Source organism: Alcaligenes sp. HNGD-HTN06, from assembly GCF_049932565.1.
Classification (GTDB): domain Bacteria; phylum Pseudomonadota; class Gammaproteobacteria; order Burkholderiales; family Burkholderiaceae_B; genus Alcaligenes; species Alcaligenes ammonioxydans.
This window is the reverse complement of the sequence record NZ_CP187782.1, coordinates 277,647-295,577: the sequence shown is the minus strand read 5'-3', so window position 1 is coordinate 295,577 and position 17,931 is coordinate 277,647. Positions and strand designations below refer to the sequence as shown.

Genomic DNA, 17,931 nt, shown 5'->3' with positions numbered 1-17,931 from the left:
AAGAATGGTCAAATGTGGCGTTTGAAATTTTTTGTCTTCAAAATAACGTCAGCCTTACCCCGCAAACCCCGACAGGATTATTTTCCAGCCAAGGTTCTTTTAAAATCGTGCCTCATAAATAATTATAGTTTTCATAACACTATGACATAAAAAAACCCGCTCAAGAGCGGGTTGTTCTAGCGCAAGACGGGGCGAAATAATTACTGGGCAGCCGCCTGCAGACGAGACTGCAACTGCGCGGCAGGAAGCCAGCCATCGGCGCGGCTGCCATCCGCGAAATAAATCGCCGGGGTGCCTTGAACACGCAATTTCTGTCCCACGGCCAATAATTGATCCAAGGGATGCTCACACGAGGCCTTCTCGGGCCGCACTCCCCCTCCCATCCAATCACTCAAGGTCTTGGCGGGATTTTGAGCGCACCAGATATCTTCCGCTTTACGGCGACTATCCGGTCCAAGAATAGGAAACATCAGGCTATAGACCGTAACGTTATCGATCTCCTGCAACGTCGTATGCAGACGTTTGCAGTAACCACAATTGGGATCTTCAAAAACGACCATTTGACGACTGCCGTCACCCTTCACCAGCTTGATCGCCTTATCCAGGGGCAACTCATCCAGAGAAACACGATTGAGTTCCTGCATGCGCTGCTCGGTCAGGTCAACCCGGCTTTTGCTATCGAGCAAAGAGCCCTGCATCACAAAACTGGCTTGGGGATCGGTATAAAGCAAGGTCCCCCCTACCTCTACCTCCAGTAAATTGGGAAAGGGAGTGGCCCGGATGCCATCGACCGTCACGCCCGGAAAAGCCGCCTCAAAGGCTTGGCGTGTCGTTTCAAAACGGGCGTCTATTTTGGCAGGGCCGGCAGCCTGGACCAGGCTGCCAAGCGACAAGAGCGCCAGAGCCAAGACAGAACGAAGGGGCAACTTCATGACGTACATCCTTTGCTAATCGACAAAACTCGGGCGGTCTTAAAACAGGAGGGCACCGGGGCTGACTCCGGCAGCATGCGCAATCAGGCGGCGTTTTACCCACGGCAAATGATCCACGACCTGCATGCCTACATTGCGCAGCATGGAGACCGGCGCCCCTGGCGCAGCAAATAAGCGATACAGGCCATCGGTCGCGGCTCGCATGGCAGCAATGGGTTCGGCGCGGGCCCGCTTGTAACGATTGAGCACGCGCATATCTCCGACCGAGTAATAGGAGCTACGTTCGGACAAGACCTTGATAAGGGTTTCGATATCGCCCAGCCCCAGATTCAGGCCTTGACCGGCCAAGGGGTGTACGCGATGCGCGGCGTCACCGACCAGCGCCACACCGGGCGCCACCATGCCGCTGCGTTCAAAAGTCAGGGGGAAGCCGTAGACAGGACTGCGCAGTTCGAGCGCTCCCAGACGGCCGTTGGATAAGGAGAACAGGCTGTTTTGTACATACTGGGCCTGCTCTTGCGGCGGCAGGGCCAATACCTTGTCCGCCTGCGCTTGCGGTACAGACCAGACCATGGACACTTGCGGTTTGCCATCCACATCGGGCATAGGCAGCAGCGCCAGAATCGAATCACCTGTAAACCACTGCAAGGCGACGTGCTGATGCGGGCGCTCTACATTGAAATGGGCCACCAGACCTGCGTCCCCGTATTCACGCCCCTGATGCTCAATGCCGGCGGCAGCACGCAGGCCCGAGCGGGCACCATCAGCCCCCACAAACAACTCGGCGCTGATGCGCTTTTGTCCGGCGGTCACCATGGTAGTGCCTTCCAGGCGCTCAAAGCGATCTTCAATCCAGGGCACTCCAAACACTTGCAATGCCTGATACAGCGCCTGCTCCATCTGGCCCGACTCCACAATCCAGGCTAGACAGTCCTGAGCATCCTGCCAGGCGTGCAGATTCAGGCAACCGCCGCCGTCCCCATGCACTTCCATGGCCTGGACTGGCGAGATGCGCTGGGCTGACATCAGATTCCAGGCCCCCAGCTGCGCCAGAAAACGCTGGCTGGCTACGGAGACAGCATAGACGCGGGGGTGGTACTGTCCGGCCGCCAATGGCATGGGCTTATAGGCCGGAGACAAAATACTGACCTCAAATCCGGCCTTGCGCAGCCCCAGAGCACTGGCCATCCCGGCCAGGCCGCCACCACACACAACAATTCGTTCTTTCTTCATCGCGCGCTTGGTGCTCCTGCCTGACGTGGCCACAACAGCCACATTTGCCCCTGCTGCTTCATGCGTCCGGCCTGCGCACCCGCCTCATCGCCGGTGCCCCAGTACAGATCCGTTCGAGCAGGGCCTTTGATGGCAGCCCCCGTATCCTGGGCAAAGACCAGCCGTTGCAAGGGCTGGCTGCTGGCAGGTTGCGAGGTCGCCAGATACACCGGCGTGCCCAAAGGCACATAGGTCGGATCAATGGCCACGGAACGCAAGCCGATCAGGGGGATGCCATAAGCGCCCTTGGGGCCCAGATCCGGGTCCACAATGGCTTCTTCCCTAAAAAAGACCATGGCGGTATTGACGTTCATCATTTCCTGGACACGATGCGGGTTGCGCTTGGCCCAGGCCTTGATATTTTGCATGGAAGTTTGTGCCAAAGGCATCTCGCCCTGCTTGGCCAGCCATTGGCCTACCGAGGCATATGGACGGCCATTATGGTCTGCGTAGGCCAGACGAACCGCACTCCCATCGGGCAAGATAGCGCGGCCTGAGCCCTGAATCTGCAGAAAGAAGCCTTCTACCGGGTCTTGTGCATAGACAATCACAGGCGGCTGCCGCTCCGGCTGGGCCATGATCTGCTCACGCGTGTCGTAGGGCACGATGCGCTTGCCAACCTGCTTGCCACGAATACGCTTGCCTGCCAGCTCGGGATACAAGCTCCCCAGATCAATCGTCAGCAAATCATCGGGCGCGGCAAAAAGCGGCCATTGGTAGCCGGAGCTACGGGAGCGCGCGGCTTTGAGCAAGGGTTCGTAGTAGCCTGTGACCGTGTTTTGTGCCACCTGGCCCTCGCCGGTCAGCAGGCGCCAGGGTTGCAGGTGCTGTTGCAGAAAATTGCGCACCGCGGCCGTATCCCGGGTATTGGCATCCAGTCCAGCGGACGCCGCCGCCTGACATACCGGCTGCCAGGCTCGCGGGTTGGCGCGAGCAGGCATGGCCAGCGAACCACTGACAGGACGCATCAGGCCCTTGCAGTTATTGATAAACCCTTTCCAGACATGATCCAGCGAGTCTGCCTGCCAGCCCGGCAGGCTCGACCAGTTCACGGCCTGATAGCGCCCGGCCAGCGCACGCGCCGGGGTCTCGGGCAAGGCAGACAGGGACGGCACGCGCAACGGCTGCAGTGCAATATCCGGCCCGCTTTCGGCAGTACCCGGAGCCGTTGGCGAAGCACCCCGGTCCACAGGCGTAGTGGAACAGGCGCCCAAGGCCAGCAGAACGGCTGGCACGCAATACTTTATCTTCATGGCTGGGGGTGACCCTTAGTGCAAGGTACGGGGAGAAGAAAGGATGAACTCCTGAATGGCGACCTCAAAGGGCACACCATTTTCACCAACACATTGGTAGCTACCGCGCATGGTGCCAAACGGCGTGTTCAGGGGGCAGCCGCTGGTGTACTCAAAGGTTTCGCCTGGAGCCAGAACCGGCTGTTGGCCTACGACGCCCAGACCGCGCACTTCCTGAACCTGCTGGTTGTCATCCGTGATGATCCAGTGACGACTGATAATCTGGGCCGTCTGTTGTCCATGGTTGGTAATCCGGACGGTATAGGCAAACACGTATTGATTGCTATCGGGCTCGGATTGCTCAGGCAGGTACTGGGGCGTGATCTGCACCTCAATATCGTCAGGCTTCATGATGGATTCCAGGTTACGGCTGTACATACACGGGGCGCTGCACGGCCCCCCGGCTTGAAACTATAATGATGACATATGGCCACGATTTTCGTGATGTCTAATCTTTACGGCACCTATTATGTCCCAAGCCAGCTCCACTCGTATCGCTCCCAGTATTTTATCGGCCGACTTTGCCCGTTTGGGAGAGGAAGTCCGCAATGTGATTGCCGCCGGTGCCGACTGGGTTCACTGCGACATCATGGACAACCACTTTGTCCCGAACCTGACATTCGGCCCCATGGTCTGTGCCGCGCTGCGCCCCCACACCACCGCTCCCATTGACGTACACCTGATGGTCGAGCCCGTCGACGCGCTGATTCCCCAGTTTGCCAAAGCGGGCGCCGATTACATCAGCTTTCACCCCGAGGCCTCCCGCCATGTCGATCGCACGCTGGCGCTGATCCGTGACCACGGTTGCAAGGCCGGCCTGGTGTTCAACCCGGCCACCCCCTTGAACTGGATGGATCACCTGATGGACAAGCTGGACCTGGTTCTGCTGATGTCCGTGAACCCTGGCTTTGGCGGACAGGCCTTCATCCCTAGTGCCATGGACAAGCTGCGTCAGGCTCGTGCCCGCATTGATGCCTGGACCGCGCAAGGAGGCCAGCCCATCCTGCTGCAAATTGACGGAGGCGTGAAGGTGGACAATATCGGCGCCATCCGTGCCGCCGGTGCCGACACCTTTGTCGCCGGATCTGCGATTTTCGGGCAGCCCGATTACGCCCAGGTCATCCGCGACATGCGTGCGCAAATCGCCTTGGCCGAACAGGCCTGATCACCCGGCCTGCTCAGGGACGGGCCGAGCACGCGTTTATTGCAACATCGCATTGCGGCTGTAGCCGCCCTGCCGTACCAGGCTGTCGGGGCGGCGACGCTCCACAAACAAGGCATTGCCCTGCACGCGCTTGGCCTGCGCTTTGGCGGAGCTGGCCAGCTCCGCAATCAAGGAGCCCGAGTACAACTCGGGCTCATCAACCGTCACTACCCCCAAAGACAGGCTCACCAGTGGATGAAATACCAGCACGCCCTGCCGGTTCTCCGCCATATAACCGCCTGCCTGCCGATGCTCCAGGCGATAGAGAGACTCCAGCTCTTTTTCCAGCTCGTCCAAAATGCCCTGGCAACGCTCGGCCCAGTCCGGACTGGTGAACACCAGAATAAAATCGTCTCCGCCCACATGGCCGACAAAGTCCATGCGCGCTACGGTATAGCGGGTAAACAGTTCCGCCATCGAGCGAAGCAGCTCATCGCCTTTGCGATAACCGTATAGATCGTTATAAGGTTTGAAATGATCCAGATCGGCATAACAGACCGCAAAGTTTTGCCGGTTGCGCAATAAACCATCGATATGTTCGTCGATCGGCACGTTGCCCGGCAATTGCGTCAGGGGATTGGCATACCGGGCGGTCATGATCTGAATCTGCGTAATCTCGCGCATCAGCTCCACGCTGGAGCCCAGGCCCAAATATTCGCCCGCACCCGTAATAATGAAGCCATCACTGAGCGCATCACCCGCCCCTTGTGTCATCAAGGTCCCCAACTCCAGCACGCTGGTGTCGCAATCGACAATCAACGGCGGTGTATCAATGAACAGGGAGCAAGGCTTGTTGCCATACAGCTCCCGGTGATAGGGCCGGGCAAGCTGGTCGTAGAGCTGGCTACGACGCAAAATACCCGTCGGCCTGTCCCCTCGAAGCAAAGCCACCGCACTTAAATCGGGGTGGCTTTGGAACAGTTCATACACGCGGTTGGTCGGCGTATTGTCCGGCACGGCTGGCGCCGGACGCAGCAAGCGTCGAACACTCATGGAATTGCGGCCATGCACATGCCGCTGAACCTGTAGGCTGGACGGGCCAAACAAAGCAGCCTGGGCAGGCTCCAACTGAGGAGGTGGATTGGGCTGGGGGCGACACAGCAAATACCCCTGACCACAGGTCACGCCCAAATAGCGCAAGGTGCGCAGCTCCGCCCCCGTCTCAATGCCCTCGGCGATCACCGTGGATTGCGCGTGGCTGGCGATATCGCAAATGGAACGGACCAATTGCTGCTTGAGCACATCGGTATCAATATCGCGTACAAAATACTTATCGATCTTGACGTATTCGGGTCGCAACTCGGACCACAAACGCAGCGAGGCATAGCCTTCGCCCAGATCATCAATGGCAAACTGCAGCCCTTCCTGCCGATACAGCTCCAGGGCCTGGTTCAGATAATCGTAACTGTCGGTGCGCTCGGACTCGGTCAGCTCCACCACCACCCGGCTCCAGTCAATACCATGCAGTTGCGGCATGCCGGTACGCGGCTCCAGACGGGCCGAAGGCAACATGCGCATCACCACATCCGGGCTGGAGTTCAAAAACAGTTTGCCCGCCAGACCCTGCCGATTAAAACTGCTGACCAGGGTATGGCAGCACAGCTCCTCCAGATCCCATAAACGCCCGCACTGCCGGGCCGCATCAAACAGGGCCAGCGGCGAATAAAAACTGGTGTCTTTCGGCCCCCGAATCAAGCCTTCGTAGCCCAGAATCAAGCCCGACTGTAAATCCACAATGGGTTGAAAAACCGGCGTAACTTGTTTTTCTACGAGAATCTGATGAAATGTATCGAGCATCATCTTTCCGCTCCTAGGACCTGACTGAACGGACTATCGAAAGCCAATCTTGTACCAAAATACGGTTTGCTCACTAAATTGATAAGCCCGCGCGCAGTAAGGAGCTTTAACATGATGAATCAAACGAAATGAAAACCCGATGTTCCGAAAACTTTTCTGCTCGACCTTAACAGGAATTTGACAATATTTTGTCACAAGTTCGCTACAAAAAGATGAATATTTTCTCTGTACTGTTTGATCTGGATGGCACGCTGCTCGATACCATTCCGGACCTGGCCTCCGCGTGTAATGCCATGCGTATTGACTTCGGTCTGCCTGTGCTCCCGGAGGAACGCATCGCCACCTTCGTGGGCAAAGGCTCGGAAAATCTGGTGCAGCGCGCCTTGACGGACCTGCCCGAACCGCTGGCCGACCCCTCTCAGGCACTGGAATCATTTTATTACCATTACCAATTGTGCAATGGCCAACACAGCCGCCTGTATTCCGGGGTACTAGAGGGATTGGAAGATTTCAAAAATCAGGGCTTGCGTCTGGCCGTCGTCACCAACAAACCGGAACAGTTTGCCCGCCCCTTGCTGGAACAGACTGGGCTGGCCTCGTATTTCGAACTGCTTGTGGGCGGCGATACCTGCCCACGCAAAAAGCCCGATCCCCTGCCCTTTCTGCATGCGTGCGAACAGATGAATCTCAGCCCCCAGCAGGCTTTGGTCATCGGCGATTCCATGAACGATGCCCAGGCGGCACGTGCGGCGCACATCCCGGTTTTGCTGGTTCCTTACGGCTATAACGAAGGCAAGGATGTGCAAAGCCTGGATTCCGATGGTATAGTTGCCTCTATTGCTGATGCGGCTATCTGGCTGCGCAACCAACGAAACACCATATTTACGTCATAAAATTCATGTCTACTCGCACTCACGCATCCACCATCTACGGCGCTTATTGGCGCTGGTGGCGTTCGTGTATCGGGTAGATATAACCTTGAAGTCTGGCGCGCCTGCAAAGTAGTACACAGCGTAGCGCCACCAGGAAATAAGCCCGGTAATCGCAACGACCGGGCTTTTTTTGTTTCTGTCCGGCTCGTCGTACCCACTGACCCTCGAGATCCCAATGACAGAAATAGAATTCAATGCCCTAGCAGCAGAAGGTTTTAACCGCATCCCCCTGATTGCGGAAACCTACGCCGACCTGGATACACCCCTGTCGATTTATTTGAAACTGGCGCACAACGGACCCGAAGGTGGACGTTATAGCTGCCTGATGGAATCGGTTGTGGGCGGCGAACAATTCGGTCGCTACTCCTTTATTGGTTTGCCTGCCCGTACCGTCATCCGCAGCTACGGGCGTCACACCCAAGTGCTGCACGATGGCAAGCCGGTGGAGACTGCCGAAGGCGATCCACTGGAATTCATCGAACAATTCCAGGCCCGCTTCAAAGTCGCTCTGCGTCCTGGCATGCCCCGTTTCGCAGGTGGCCTGGCCGGTTACTTCGGTTACGACACCGTTCGCCACATCGAACCGTCTTTGGGCGCCAACCGCAAGCCCTTCCCCGCCGATCAGGAAGAGGGCGTGCCCGACATCATGCTACTGCAGGTGGACGAACTGGTGATTGTGGACAACCTGGCCGGACGCACCTATTTGCTGGTCTACGCCGACCCCGCCCAACCCGAGGCCTACGTGCTGGCCAAGCGCCGCCTGAAAGAGCTGCGTGAAAAACTGCGCTCGCCTGTGGTGATTCCCTACGCCTACGCCAGCATGCAGACCGAATGCGAGCGCGATTTCGACAAAGAGGATTACCTGAAAGCCGTCGCCCGCGCCAAGGACTACATTGCCGCTGGCGACCTGATGCAAGTGCAGATTGGCCAGGTCATCACCAAGCCTTTCCGTGATTCCCCCTTGTCCCTGTACCGTGCCCTGCGTTCGCTCAACCCATCTCCCTACATGTACTTCTGGAACTTTGACGACTTCCAGGTGGTAGGTGCATCGCCAGAAATTCTGGTGCGGCAAGAAGAGCACCGTCAGGATGGGCGCAATATAGAACGCGTCACCATTCGTCCCTTGGCCGGTACCCGCAAACGCGGCGCCACCCCTGAGGCCGATGCAGCACTGGCCGCCGAGCTCAAGGCTGACCCCAAAGAACGCGCCGAACACCTGATGCTGATCGATCTGGCCCGCAATGACATTGGCCGCATCGCCAAAACCGGCACAGTCCAGGTCACTGACACCATGGCCATCGAGCGGTATTCGCACGTACAGCATCTGGTCTCCAACGTTTGCGGGGAACTGCAAGACGGCATGAGTCAGATGGACGTCTTGCGTGCTTCCTTTCCGGCGGGCACCCTGACGGGCGCTCCCAAGGTACGCGCCATGGAAGTCATTGATGAACTGGAACCCGTACGCCGTGGTGTTTACGGTGGCGCTGCAGGCTACCTGAGCTACTCGGGCGAAATGGATCTGGCTATTGCCATTCGCACCGGTGTCATCAAGGACGGCATGCTGTATGTGCAGGCCGCGGCCGGCGTTGTGGCCGACTCCGATCCAGAAAAAGAATGGCAAGAGACCGAAGCCAAGGCACGGGCGGTTATCCGCGCTGCCGAACAAGTGCAATTCGGTCTGGACGAGCCTATTTAATCGCCCCACTGCCACTTTCTTTTTGCCGGAGTATTCCCATGCTGTTCATGCTCGATAACTATGACTCGTTTACCTATAACCTGGTCCAGTACTTTGGAGAACTGGGGCAGGAGGTAGTGGTGCGACGCAACGACCAGGTCACGCTGGAAGAGATTGAAACCCTGAATCCCAGCCATCTGTGCGTCTCGCCCGGCCCCAAATCCCCTGCGGATGCAGGCCTGTCTGTCGCCCTGATCCAGCACTTTGCCGGCAAACTGCCTATTTTGGGCGTTTGTCTTGGGCATCAGGCCATCGGGCATGCTTTTGGTGCGCGCATTATCCGTGCGCAACAGATCATGCATGGGAAAGTCTCCCCCATCACCCACCAGGGCACGGATGTGTTCCGCAACTTGCCCTCGCCCTTTAATGTCACCCGCTATCACTCCCTGGCCATCGAGCGCGACAGCCTGCCCGACTGCCTGGAAGTGACAGCCCAAACCGAAGATGGCGAGATTATGGGCGTACGCCACCGCGACCTGCCCGTCTATGGCGTGCAGTTTCACCCCGAATCGGTGCTCAGCGAGCATGGCCACGCCTTACTGAAGAACTTTCTGGACCTCTAATATCATGAACACCATCACTCCTACCGAAGCACTGGTGCGCTGTATCGAACACCGGGAAATCTTCCACGATGAAATGCTGCATCTGATGCGCATGCTGATGCGTGGCGAAATGTCACCGCAGATCGCAGCCGCCTTGTTGATGGGCCTGCGTGTCAAAAAAGAGAGCGTCGGTGAGATTTCCGCCGCTGCCCAGGTCATGCGCGAATTTGCGACCCCTGTGATTACCCCTAACCCCGACGAATTGCTGGATATGTGCGGTACAGGCGGGGACGGCTCCAATACCTTCAATATTTCCACCGCTGCCATGTTTGTAGCCGCCTCCGTCGGAGTCAAAGTGGCCAAACACGGCAACCGCAGCGCATCGTCCTCCTCAGGCAGCGCAGACGTGCTGGAAGCCTTGGGCGTGCGCCTGACCTTTTCACCCGAGCAAGTGGCGCAAAGTATTGCCGATACCAATATCGGCTTCATGTTCGCCCCCGCTCACCACGGCGCCATGAAAAATGTCGCTGCCGTGCGTAAGGAGCTGGGGGTACGTACCATTTTCAATATTCTGGGTCCTCTGACCAACCCGGCCGGTGCCACCAACCAGTTGATGGGCGTGTTCCACCCCGACCTGGTAGGCATTCAGGTTCGCGTGATGCAACGCCTGGGGGCCAAACACGTGCTGATCGTGCACGGCAAGGACGGCATGGATGAAGCCTCCCTGGGAGCGGCCACCCTGGTGGGCGAACTCAAGGACGGGCAAGTGCGCGAGTATGAGATTCACCCCGAAGACTTCGGAATGGCGATGACCTCCAACCGCAGCATTCGCGTCTCCAGCAAAGAAGAATCCGCCGTAATGATTATGGAAGCCCTCAATAACCAAGAGGGCACCGCTCGTGATATTGTTGGCCTCAATGCTGGTCTGGCCATCTATGCTGCCAACCACGCCGACTCCATTGAACAAGGCCTGCGCATGGCTTTTGAGGCCATTGCCAGCGGTGCCGCCCGCGAAAAACTCGAACAATTCCGCGCTTATACAAGGAAGTTAAACCCATGAACGACATTCTGGCCAAGATCCTCGACACCAAAAGAGCTGAAGTCGTTACCGCCCGCCAGTTGCGCAGCGAGTCCGACCTGCTGCGCGAGGCGAAGAACCGGAACGACCTGCGCGGCTTTGCCAGCGCCATTGAAGACAAGATTGCCCAAGGCAAGCCAGCCATTATTGCGGAAGTCAAAAAAGCCTCCCCCTCCAAGGGTGTGATCCGTGCCGATTTCAACCCCACCGAAATCGCCGCCAGCTATGCCGCCCATGGTGCGGCCTGCCTGTCCGTCCTGACGGATATCCAGTATTTCCAAGGCTCTTACGATCACCTGCGCCAGGCGCGTGCCGTGTGTGCGCTACCCGTACTGCGTAAAGATTTCATTATTGACCCCTACCAGATCATTCACGCCCGAGCCATGGGCGCAGACTGCATCTTGCTGATCGTCGCAGCCCTGGAGCAAGATCAGTTGATGGAATTTGAAGCCATGGCGCACGAGCTGGGTATGGATGTTCTGGTTGAAGTACATGACCGCGCCGAACTGGATATTGCTCTGCAAATGAAAACCAGCCTGCTGGGTATCAACAACCGCAACCTGCGTACCTTCGAGACCGACCTCCAGAACACGCTGGACCTGCTGCCCTTCATCCCCAGCGAAAAGCGCGTTGTCACCGAAAGCGGCATCCACACCCTTGAGGATGTCGCCCTGATGCGCGATAACCAGGTCCAGGCTTTCCTGGTGGGTGAGGCGTTCATGCGTGAACCTGATCCAGGCGTAGCCTTGCAGAACCTGTTCTTTGGTCAGCCTGCATGAGCACCCCCGCTTGCCCCCTGTGCGCCTTGACGCCCGATCAACTGCTCTGGTCGGGCGCAGGGCTGCAGGTACTGGCCGTCACAGACAGCCCCTTTCCCGGTTATACACGGGTGATCTGGCAAGAGCATGTGGCTGAAATGACAGACCTGTCTGAAGCACAGCGGCAGCACCTCATGGCGGCGGTCTATGTGGTGGAGCAAATCCAGCGTGAACAGCTGGGAGTCGCCAAAATCAATCTGGCTCAATTCGGGAATCAGGTTCCGCATCTGCATTGGCACCTCATTCCTCGCTGGAAGGACGATCCGTTCTTTCCGGATTCTGCCTGGTCACCCGCCCCCCCTCGCACGGAAGAACAGAAACAAGGCTGGGCTTCCCATGAGACACGCCTGCTTGAGCAAGTCAGCGAGTATCAGCAGGCACTGCGTACTGCGCTGCAAGCCCGGTTCGACCACTAAACACGCTACTGCGCGACTCCACCGGCAGGAACCAAGCCGCTCTTGCGCTACCTGCACGCAAACAGTGTGCTTGCGTAGCAGAGCATAGCCCCTCTTTACGCCTGGCAACACGACCCTCTCGCCTTCAACAATCCCCACCTAAGAAGGATAAGGGTAAGGTGTGCCCAAAGACTTCGTTCCGCCACCCCTTGACCTTGTCGCTCCGAGCACAAAATTAACCTAGATCAAGCCTGGACAACAATCACCTAGCCCCACCAAAAACCACCATATATAGTGTCGTGAATCGTAAAAATCACTATATATAGGTTTTGGTGAACAATATGGCTACCCAGGAAACCGCGTCGCGTCCCGTTGCTCAGCTGGACATCATCCGCTCCATTACCGAGTATCTGGACCGCCAGGACTGGCGCGTACAAGCCAATGCCAACCAGGGCTATTCGCTGGGCGGGTTGATTCTGAACAGCTCCGGCAAAATGATTGCCAACTACTGGCTCAGTCATGTCTACCCCGAAGCGATCGGCCAGGCACACCGTCAGGCCGACCTGCATATCCACGATCTGGACATGCTTTCTGGCTACTGCGCCGGCTGGTCCTTGCGCACCTTCCTGAATGAAGGACTCAATGGCGTGCCCGGCAAAATCGAATCCGGCCCTCCCCGTCATCTCAGTAGTGCTGTCGGCCAGGTCGTCAATTTTCTAGGCACCTTGCAGAATGAATGGGCCGGCGCCCAGGCTTTCAGCTCCTTTGATACCTATATGGCCCCCTTCATCCGCAAGGACGGCTTGAACTACAAGCACGTGCGCCAATGCATGCAAGAGCTGATCTACAACCTGAATGTGCCCTCGCGCTGGGGCACACAAACGCCCTTTACCAATCTGACCTTTGATTGGGTGTGTCCCGACGACCTACGCGAACAGGTGCCACAAATCGGCGGTGAAGAAATGCCGTTTTGCTACGGAGACCTGCAAGCCGAAATGGACATGATCAACCAGGCGTACATCGAAGTCATGAGCGAGGGCGACGCCCGTGGACGGGCTTTCACCTTCCCCATCCCCACTTACAACATCACCCGGGACTTTGACTGGTACAGCCCGAATGCCGAACGCCTGTTTGCCATGACGGCCAAGTACGGTCTGCCCTACTTCCAGAACTTCATTAACTCCGAGCTGGAGCCGAACATGATCCGCTCCATGTGCTGCCGCCTGCAGCTGGATCTGCGCGAGCTGCTCAAGCGCGGCAATGGCTTATTCGGTTCTGCCGAGCAAACCGGCTCACTGGGCGTCGTGACCTTGAACTGCGCCCGCCTGGGTTATCTGTATCAAGGCGATGAAGCCGGCCTGTTTGCTCGTCTGGATGAACTGCTGGAAATGGGCCGCGACAGCCTGGAAATCAAGCGCACCGTTATTCAGCACCACATGGACCAAGGACTGTTCCCCTACACGCGCCGTTATCTGGGCACCTTGCGCAATCACTTCTCCACGCTGGGAGTCAATGGCGTTAACGAGATGATCCGCAACTTCACCCAGGATCAGGAGAGCCTGTGTACCGTCTGGGGGCACCAGTTCGCGGTGCGTCTGCTCGACCATATTCGACAGCGCATGGTGGAGTTTCAAGAACATACCGGACATCTGTACAACCTGGAGGCCACCCCTGCGGAAGGCACCACCTATCGCTTTGCCAAAGAAGACCGCGCCCGCTGGCCCGATATTTTGCAGGCCGGTACCACGCACATGCCCTACTACACCAACTCCTCACAATTACCCGTCGGCTTTACCGAAGATCCCTTCGAAGCCCTGGAGCGCCAGGATGAGCTGCAAGGCAAATACACGGGGGGAACAGTGTTGCACCTGTACATGAGCGAGGCTCTGTCCAGCACCGATGCCTGCCGCAATCTGGTGCAACGAGCCCTGAGCCGCTTTTCCCTGCCCTACATCACCGTCACGCCCACCTTCTCCATCTGCCCCAAACACGGCTATCTGTCGGGGAAACACGAATTCTGCCCGCACTGCGACAAGGAACTACTGGTCAACAAAATCGCACAGGCTCGCAACGAAACGTCCATTCCGACCTGCACTAACCCGCAAACCCCTCCAACCGGACAGGGGCAGAAACCGAAGCCGCAACAGACACAAAGGCAGGAGCAGGACACAGAACCAGCAACGCGAAAAGTAAATGTGTCTGCCCAACCAGAAGCATCCGCCTACTAAAGTAGCTCTCGGACACCCGACCGCCACCCCTGAACGAACGCTACTTGTCCTGCCTATTCCCACTAAATCCGGACAACCCACTTAGCTTGACCGCGACTTGCTAACCCGCCTCGTGGCACACCGTGGCCGAACACATCCGACCTTGTGACGGCCCTTTTATCCAAGGAGTTTTCTTATGAGCACCGAAACCATCACTCTCCAAGATTCCGAGCGCCAGCCCTGCGAAATATGGACACGGGTCATGGGCTACCACCGTCCCATGTCGTCTTTCAATATTGGCAAGCAAGGTGAATTTCATGAGCGACGCTACTTCACAGAAACCAGCACTGCGTTGAGCAACGCCGTCCCTTCCAGCCAGGCTAGCCGCTAATAATATGACGTACGCCACACGCCCCCCTTACCCAAAGGCCAACACCCACAAAGTGGCATTGAAAGTGGGCGGCTGCGCTCCTTTCTCAGCCACGGATTACCCGGGCAAGCTCGCTGCTGTCATCTTTGTGCAAGGTTGTCCCTGGCGCTGTGGCTACTGCCATAACCCGCATTTACAAGAGCGTACGACTGACAGTGCCATTGATTGGGACGATCTGATGGTTTTTCTCAATCGCCGGGTGGGCCTGCTGGATGCGGTGGTCTTTAGCGGCGGCGAACCCACCCTGGACCCCGCCCTGGGCTCGGCAATCCAGGCGGTGCGCAGACTCGGCTTCAAAATTGGCCTGCACACGGCTGGAACCCATCCAGCCCGACTGCAGGCCATACTCCCGTGGCTCGACTGGATAGGGCTGGACATCAAAGCCGAGTTCAGCCAATACGATGCCATTACCCAACGTAGCAAGAGTGCGGCTGCACCTTTGCGCAGCTTGCAGCTGCTACTGAACGGAGAGGCACTGTTTGAATGCCGCAGCACCCTTCACCCGCAGTTGCATAGCCCGGCCTCGATACAAGCCTTGGGGCAACATTTACATAAGCTGGGCGTCCAGCGCTATGCCGTGCAGATCTTCCGCACACAAGGCTGTGAGGATAATTTTCTGAATGAAACTGGGCAGGCTTTGGAGGCCTACCCAGGCGCAGAAGTGTTAGAGACGCTCCAAAAGCTGTTTCCGCATTTTGAAGTGCGGCGCTCTTAGCTGCCTTCGGACGAAGCGGGCGTTCGGATAGGACGACGCAGCACATCCTGTAAAGCCGCTTTGCCCTGCTTGAGTACGGCACGGGGATGCAGAATATCAGGTTCCAAAGCATCCAGAGTGTTCTTCACCATCAGACCCAGCTCCGTATCGCCCTCAATCGACAAACGCCGATTAAAAAACAAGGTATCCGGGTCTTCCTGCCGCTGTAAAAGTTGATAAAACGCCCAAAGATCTGCTTTCAAGGTCAAATCCGGACTTTGTGCGCGTACGGACAGGGGGTAAAAAGCTCCTTGGCGCCAGGTGTAGTCAAACGCCAAACCCGCATCCGCCACCTGTATGCGTAACGCCCGCCCTTCCAATCGTTCCGCCACATCAGTCGGCACGTGAGGGCGCATCAACACGTTCAAGCCGGTACAAAACAAACGAGAGCCGGGCCACGGGGGCAAACGACTTACAACACCAGCCACAACAGCGGGCAAACGAGGTGTCCTTATATCATTCACTCTTGCATCCCTCCCTTAAAAACGCTCTGGTACCGGCGCCACCCATTCCAAGCCGGGACGACCGTGCCAGAATCCGTTGCAGGCTTTGGCAGGCAGCAAGGGCAACATATCCTCGTGCGCATCTGATGCCTGGATACGGCCCTGCACCACATCATGAAACAAATGCACGACGGCATCCATATGTTGAGACTGCGGGCTCAAGCGCAGCATATCGACACCCAAGGCGCGCAGGTCCTGTATCTGTTCCAGCAAGGTGTACACCCAGGCGGATTGGGTCTGGATACCATTGATGTTCAAAAAACCCTGCCCCTCCCGTGTTTCCAGCAACAAACCATCGGGATAGTCCATGCACACGTACTGGCAATTGTCCTTGGGCAAGTTGCGATTACGCGCGGCAAAACAACGGGCCGAGAAAGCCAAGGGCAGGCGCCCGAAAGCAAAGACCTCGGTTTCCAAACCGGCAGGCCTGTCCTGCTGCAACTGCGCCAGTCCTGCACGGCCCATTTCCAGAGGCATCACCCAGCGCACCGCCCCTTGGGAGGCGATCAAATCCAGCACGGGCCCGTTATAAACATTCAAAAAAGGGCCGGCGACAAAGTCCCGACCCTGCATCAAACGCACCGCCCCCATATCATTGGCTTCAATCAGGTACTCCGCCTGCTCGGTAAGCTTGCGTAGCGTATTGACGTCCCGCCCGGACTCCAGCAAGACCTGACTGGACAGAACCGGCATCTTGCCAGCCTGAGCCAGCATCTGCGCAATATCCAGCCAATCATCCAGCCGTAACTCGTGACGGCGTGAACATACCGTCTCGCCCAGATACACCACATCCACAGGCCAGTCACAGGCCGACTCATAAAACTGCATGGTGGCGATGCGGGACCAGTAGTACTGCAAGGGGCCTAAAGATAATTTCATGTTTGAGCCTCCCGTGCTCTACTTCCAGGGCCGAGAATAGGCACCCAGCGTATGTTGCTGCCCTTCGGCCAATTTGTTCAAAGCCCCCATCCAAGCGGGGTGGACTGAATAACGGGCAGGCGTGGATTTGGCCGAATCAATCGCTTGACGCCACACCTGGGTAACTTGAGCGACATAAGCGGGACTACGTTGCCGGCCTTCAATCTTGATGGCGCTGACACCCGCCGCCAACAACTGTGGCAACAAGGACAAGGTATTCAGACTGGTGGGTTCTTCCAGGGCGTAATAGTTTTCGCCCGCCACATCAAAGCGCCCTTTGCACAAAGTGGGGTAAGCCGCGTTCTCACCCTCCTGATAACGATCAATCAGCACTCCGTTCAGACGCGACTCCAGGCCTCGATCTGTTTGTTCCCAGCGCACATGCCCGGCGGGGGAACAGACCCCATGCGTATTGGGCGATTCTCCGGTGGCATAGGAGGACAAGGCACAGCGCCCCTCCACCATCACGCACAAACTGCCAAAGCCAAAAACCTCAACCTGAACGGGGACCTGCTCACAGACCTGTTCCACTTGTGCCATGGACAAAACCCGCGGCAGGACCACACGCTGAATACCGAAGTTCTGGTGGTAATACCTGATGGCCTCCGGATTGGTGGCTGAACCCTGCACCGACAAGTGCAAACGCAGATTGGGATGTGTCTGGCTGGCATACGCCATCAAACCGGGGTCTGCCATGATGACCGCATCGACCTGAGCCTCGGCTGCCCGGTCCACCGCATCGCGCCACTGCTGCCAGGCATTGGGTTGCGGATAGGTATTGAGTGCCAGCAAGACTTTGCGGCCACGCTGATGCGCATAATCAATGCCTTGTGCAATCGCCTGCGCATCAAAATTGAGCCCGGCAAAATTCCGGGCATTGGTGGCATCTCGGAACCCCAGATAAACACTGTCGGCCCCATTGTCGATCGCCGCTTTCAAGGCGGGCAGGCTGCCTGCGGGGCAAACCAATTCCATCTGCGGCTGATCAGACGCGGCTAAAGCCGTGAACGCTGTATTCATGACACTCCCCGATCTTCACTCTGGCCAGGGCAGAATCCTGGCTCGACAAGACCACCACTATGCCTGCTCCGAAACGGGGGGGCCTTAACGCATATCAAATTC

Annotated in this window: 18 protein-coding genes; 10 read left to right on the top strand and 8 right to left on the bottom strand. The window is 57.4% G+C overall.

Annotation, left to right across the window (positions count from 1 at the left end; all coding sequences use genetic code 11):
* Window positions 1-200: 200 nt before the first annotated feature.
* The 4 genes from ACOZ42_RS01335 to apaG are packed head-to-tail and all read right to left on the bottom strand — an operon-like array spanning window position 201 to window position 3,847.
* On the bottom strand, window positions 201-932 hold the full coding sequence (locus ACOZ42_RS01335; protein ID WP_059318458.1) for a DsbC family protein: 732 nt from the start codon (window positions 930-932) through the stop codon (window positions 201-203).
* A gap of 39 nt (window positions 933-971) precedes the next feature.
* Window positions 972-2,165 carry an FAD-dependent monooxygenase gene (locus ACOZ42_RS01330; RefSeq protein ID WP_059318457.1) on the bottom strand — a complete coding sequence of 398 codons (1,194 nt, stop codon included), beginning with the start codon at window positions 2,163-2,165 and terminating at the stop codon, window positions 972-974.
* Window positions 2,162-3,457, bottom strand: coding sequence for a murein transglycosylase A (gene mltA, locus ACOZ42_RS01325; protein WP_039943827.1), 1,296 nt, complete (start codon window positions 3,455-3,457; stop codon window positions 2,162-2,164). The genes ACOZ42_RS01330 and mltA overlap by 4 nt, the downstream gene beginning before the upstream one ends.
* 15 nt (window positions 3,458-3,472) lie before the next feature.
* Window positions 3,473-3,847, bottom strand: coding sequence for a Co2+/Mg2+ efflux protein ApaG (gene apaG / locus ACOZ42_RS01320; protein ID WP_039943828.1), 375 nt, complete (start codon window positions 3,845-3,847; stop codon window positions 3,473-3,475).
* Between the two features lie 118 nt (window positions 3,848-3,965).
* Between apaG and rpe the strand changes: the two genes are divergently transcribed.
* Entirely contained in the window at window positions 3,966-4,661 is a 696-nt protein-coding gene (gene rpe / locus ACOZ42_RS01315; RefSeq protein WP_003804487.1) for a ribulose-phosphate 3-epimerase, read from the top strand.
* A 36-nt stretch (window positions 4,662-4,697) separates the two neighbouring features.
* Here rpe and ACOZ42_RS01310 read toward each other — a convergent pair whose 3' ends face one another.
* Window positions 4,698-6,500 (bottom strand): GGDEF domain-containing protein, encoded by a 1,803-nt coding sequence (locus tag ACOZ42_RS01310; RefSeq protein ID WP_003804489.1) that lies wholly within the window; start codon window positions 6,498-6,500, stop codon window positions 4,698-4,700.
* 209 nt (window positions 6,501-6,709) lie between these two features.
* On the opposite strand from ACOZ42_RS01310, the gene ACOZ42_RS01305 reads away from it, so the two are divergent.
* From ACOZ42_RS01305 to ACOZ42_RS01265, 9 genes are all read left to right on the top strand, one after another.
* Window positions 6,710-7,390, top strand: a complete 681-nt coding sequence (locus ACOZ42_RS01305) for a phosphoglycolate phosphatase (protein ID WP_207307393.1) — start codon at window positions 6,710-6,712, stop codon at window positions 7,388-7,390.
* A 214-nt stretch (window positions 7,391-7,604) separates the two neighbouring features.
* Window positions 7,605-9,125 carry an anthranilate synthase component I gene (trpE, locus tag ACOZ42_RS01300; protein WP_003804493.1) on the top strand — a complete coding sequence of 507 codons (1,521 nt, stop codon included), beginning with the start codon at window positions 7,605-7,607 and terminating at the stop codon, window positions 9,123-9,125.
* 38 nt (window positions 9,126-9,163) lie between these two features.
* Window positions 9,164-9,727: an anthranilate synthase component II gene (locus ACOZ42_RS01295; protein ID WP_131071185.1), complete on the top strand. Its 564-nt coding sequence runs from the start codon at window positions 9,164-9,166 to the stop codon at window positions 9,725-9,727.
* A gap of 4 nt (window positions 9,728-9,731) precedes the next feature.
* Window positions 9,732-10,766, top strand: coding sequence for an anthranilate phosphoribosyltransferase (gene trpD, locus ACOZ42_RS01290; protein ID WP_003804497.1), 1,035 nt, complete (start codon window positions 9,732-9,734; stop codon window positions 10,764-10,766).
* Window positions 10,763-11,563, top strand: coding sequence for an indole-3-glycerol phosphate synthase TrpC (gene trpC, locus ACOZ42_RS01285; protein ID WP_426345448.1), 801 nt, complete (start codon window positions 10,763-10,765; stop codon window positions 11,561-11,563). The genes trpD and trpC overlap by 4 nt, the downstream gene beginning before the upstream one ends.
* On the top strand, window positions 11,560-12,018 hold the full coding sequence (locus ACOZ42_RS01280; RefSeq protein ID WP_426345447.1) for an HIT family protein: 459 nt from the start codon (window positions 11,560-11,562) through the stop codon (window positions 12,016-12,018). Before trpC ends, ACOZ42_RS01280 begins: the two co-directional genes overlap by 4 nt.
* 320 nt (window positions 12,019-12,338) lie before the next feature.
* The gene (locus ACOZ42_RS01275) at window positions 12,339-14,225 is read left to right on the top strand and encodes a ribonucleoside triphosphate reductase (protein WP_426345446.1); all 1,887 of its coding nucleotides are present in this window, start codon (window positions 12,339-12,341) and stop codon (window positions 14,223-14,225) included.
* A 175-nt stretch (window positions 14,226-14,400) separates the two neighbouring features.
* Window positions 14,401-14,595 carry an anaerobic ribonucleoside-triphosphate reductase gene (gene nrdD, locus ACOZ42_RS01270; RefSeq protein WP_003804504.1) on the top strand — a complete coding sequence of 65 codons (195 nt, stop codon included), beginning with the start codon at window positions 14,401-14,403 and terminating at the stop codon, window positions 14,593-14,595.
* 4 nt (window positions 14,596-14,599) lie between these two features.
* Complete coding sequence (locus ACOZ42_RS01265) at window positions 14,600-15,349, top strand: anaerobic ribonucleoside-triphosphate reductase activating protein (RefSeq protein WP_426345445.1); 750 nt, start codon at window positions 14,600-14,602, stop codon at window positions 15,347-15,349.
* Here ACOZ42_RS01265 and ubiT read toward each other — a convergent pair.
* From ubiT to ubiU, 3 genes are read right to left on the bottom strand one after another with little or no spacing between them, the layout of a single operon-like run.
* The gene (gene ubiT, locus ACOZ42_RS01260; RefSeq protein ID WP_003804509.1) at window positions 15,346-15,828 is read right to left on the bottom strand and encodes a ubiquinone anaerobic biosynthesis accessory factor UbiT; all 483 of its coding nucleotides are present in this window, start codon (window positions 15,826-15,828) and stop codon (window positions 15,346-15,348) included. The genes ACOZ42_RS01265 and ubiT overlap by 4 nt on opposite strands.
* 39 nt (window positions 15,829-15,867) lie before the next feature.
* Window positions 15,868-16,770, bottom strand: coding sequence for a ubiquinone anaerobic biosynthesis protein UbiV (ubiV, locus tag ACOZ42_RS01255; protein WP_426345444.1), 903 nt, complete (start codon window positions 16,768-16,770; stop codon window positions 15,868-15,870).
* Between the two features lie 18 nt (window positions 16,771-16,788).
* Entirely contained in the window at window positions 16,789-17,784 is a 996-nt protein-coding gene (ubiU, locus tag ACOZ42_RS01250) for a ubiquinone anaerobic biosynthesis protein UbiU (protein WP_003804512.1), read from the bottom strand.
* Between the last annotated feature and the right edge of the window lie 147 nt (window positions 17,785-17,931).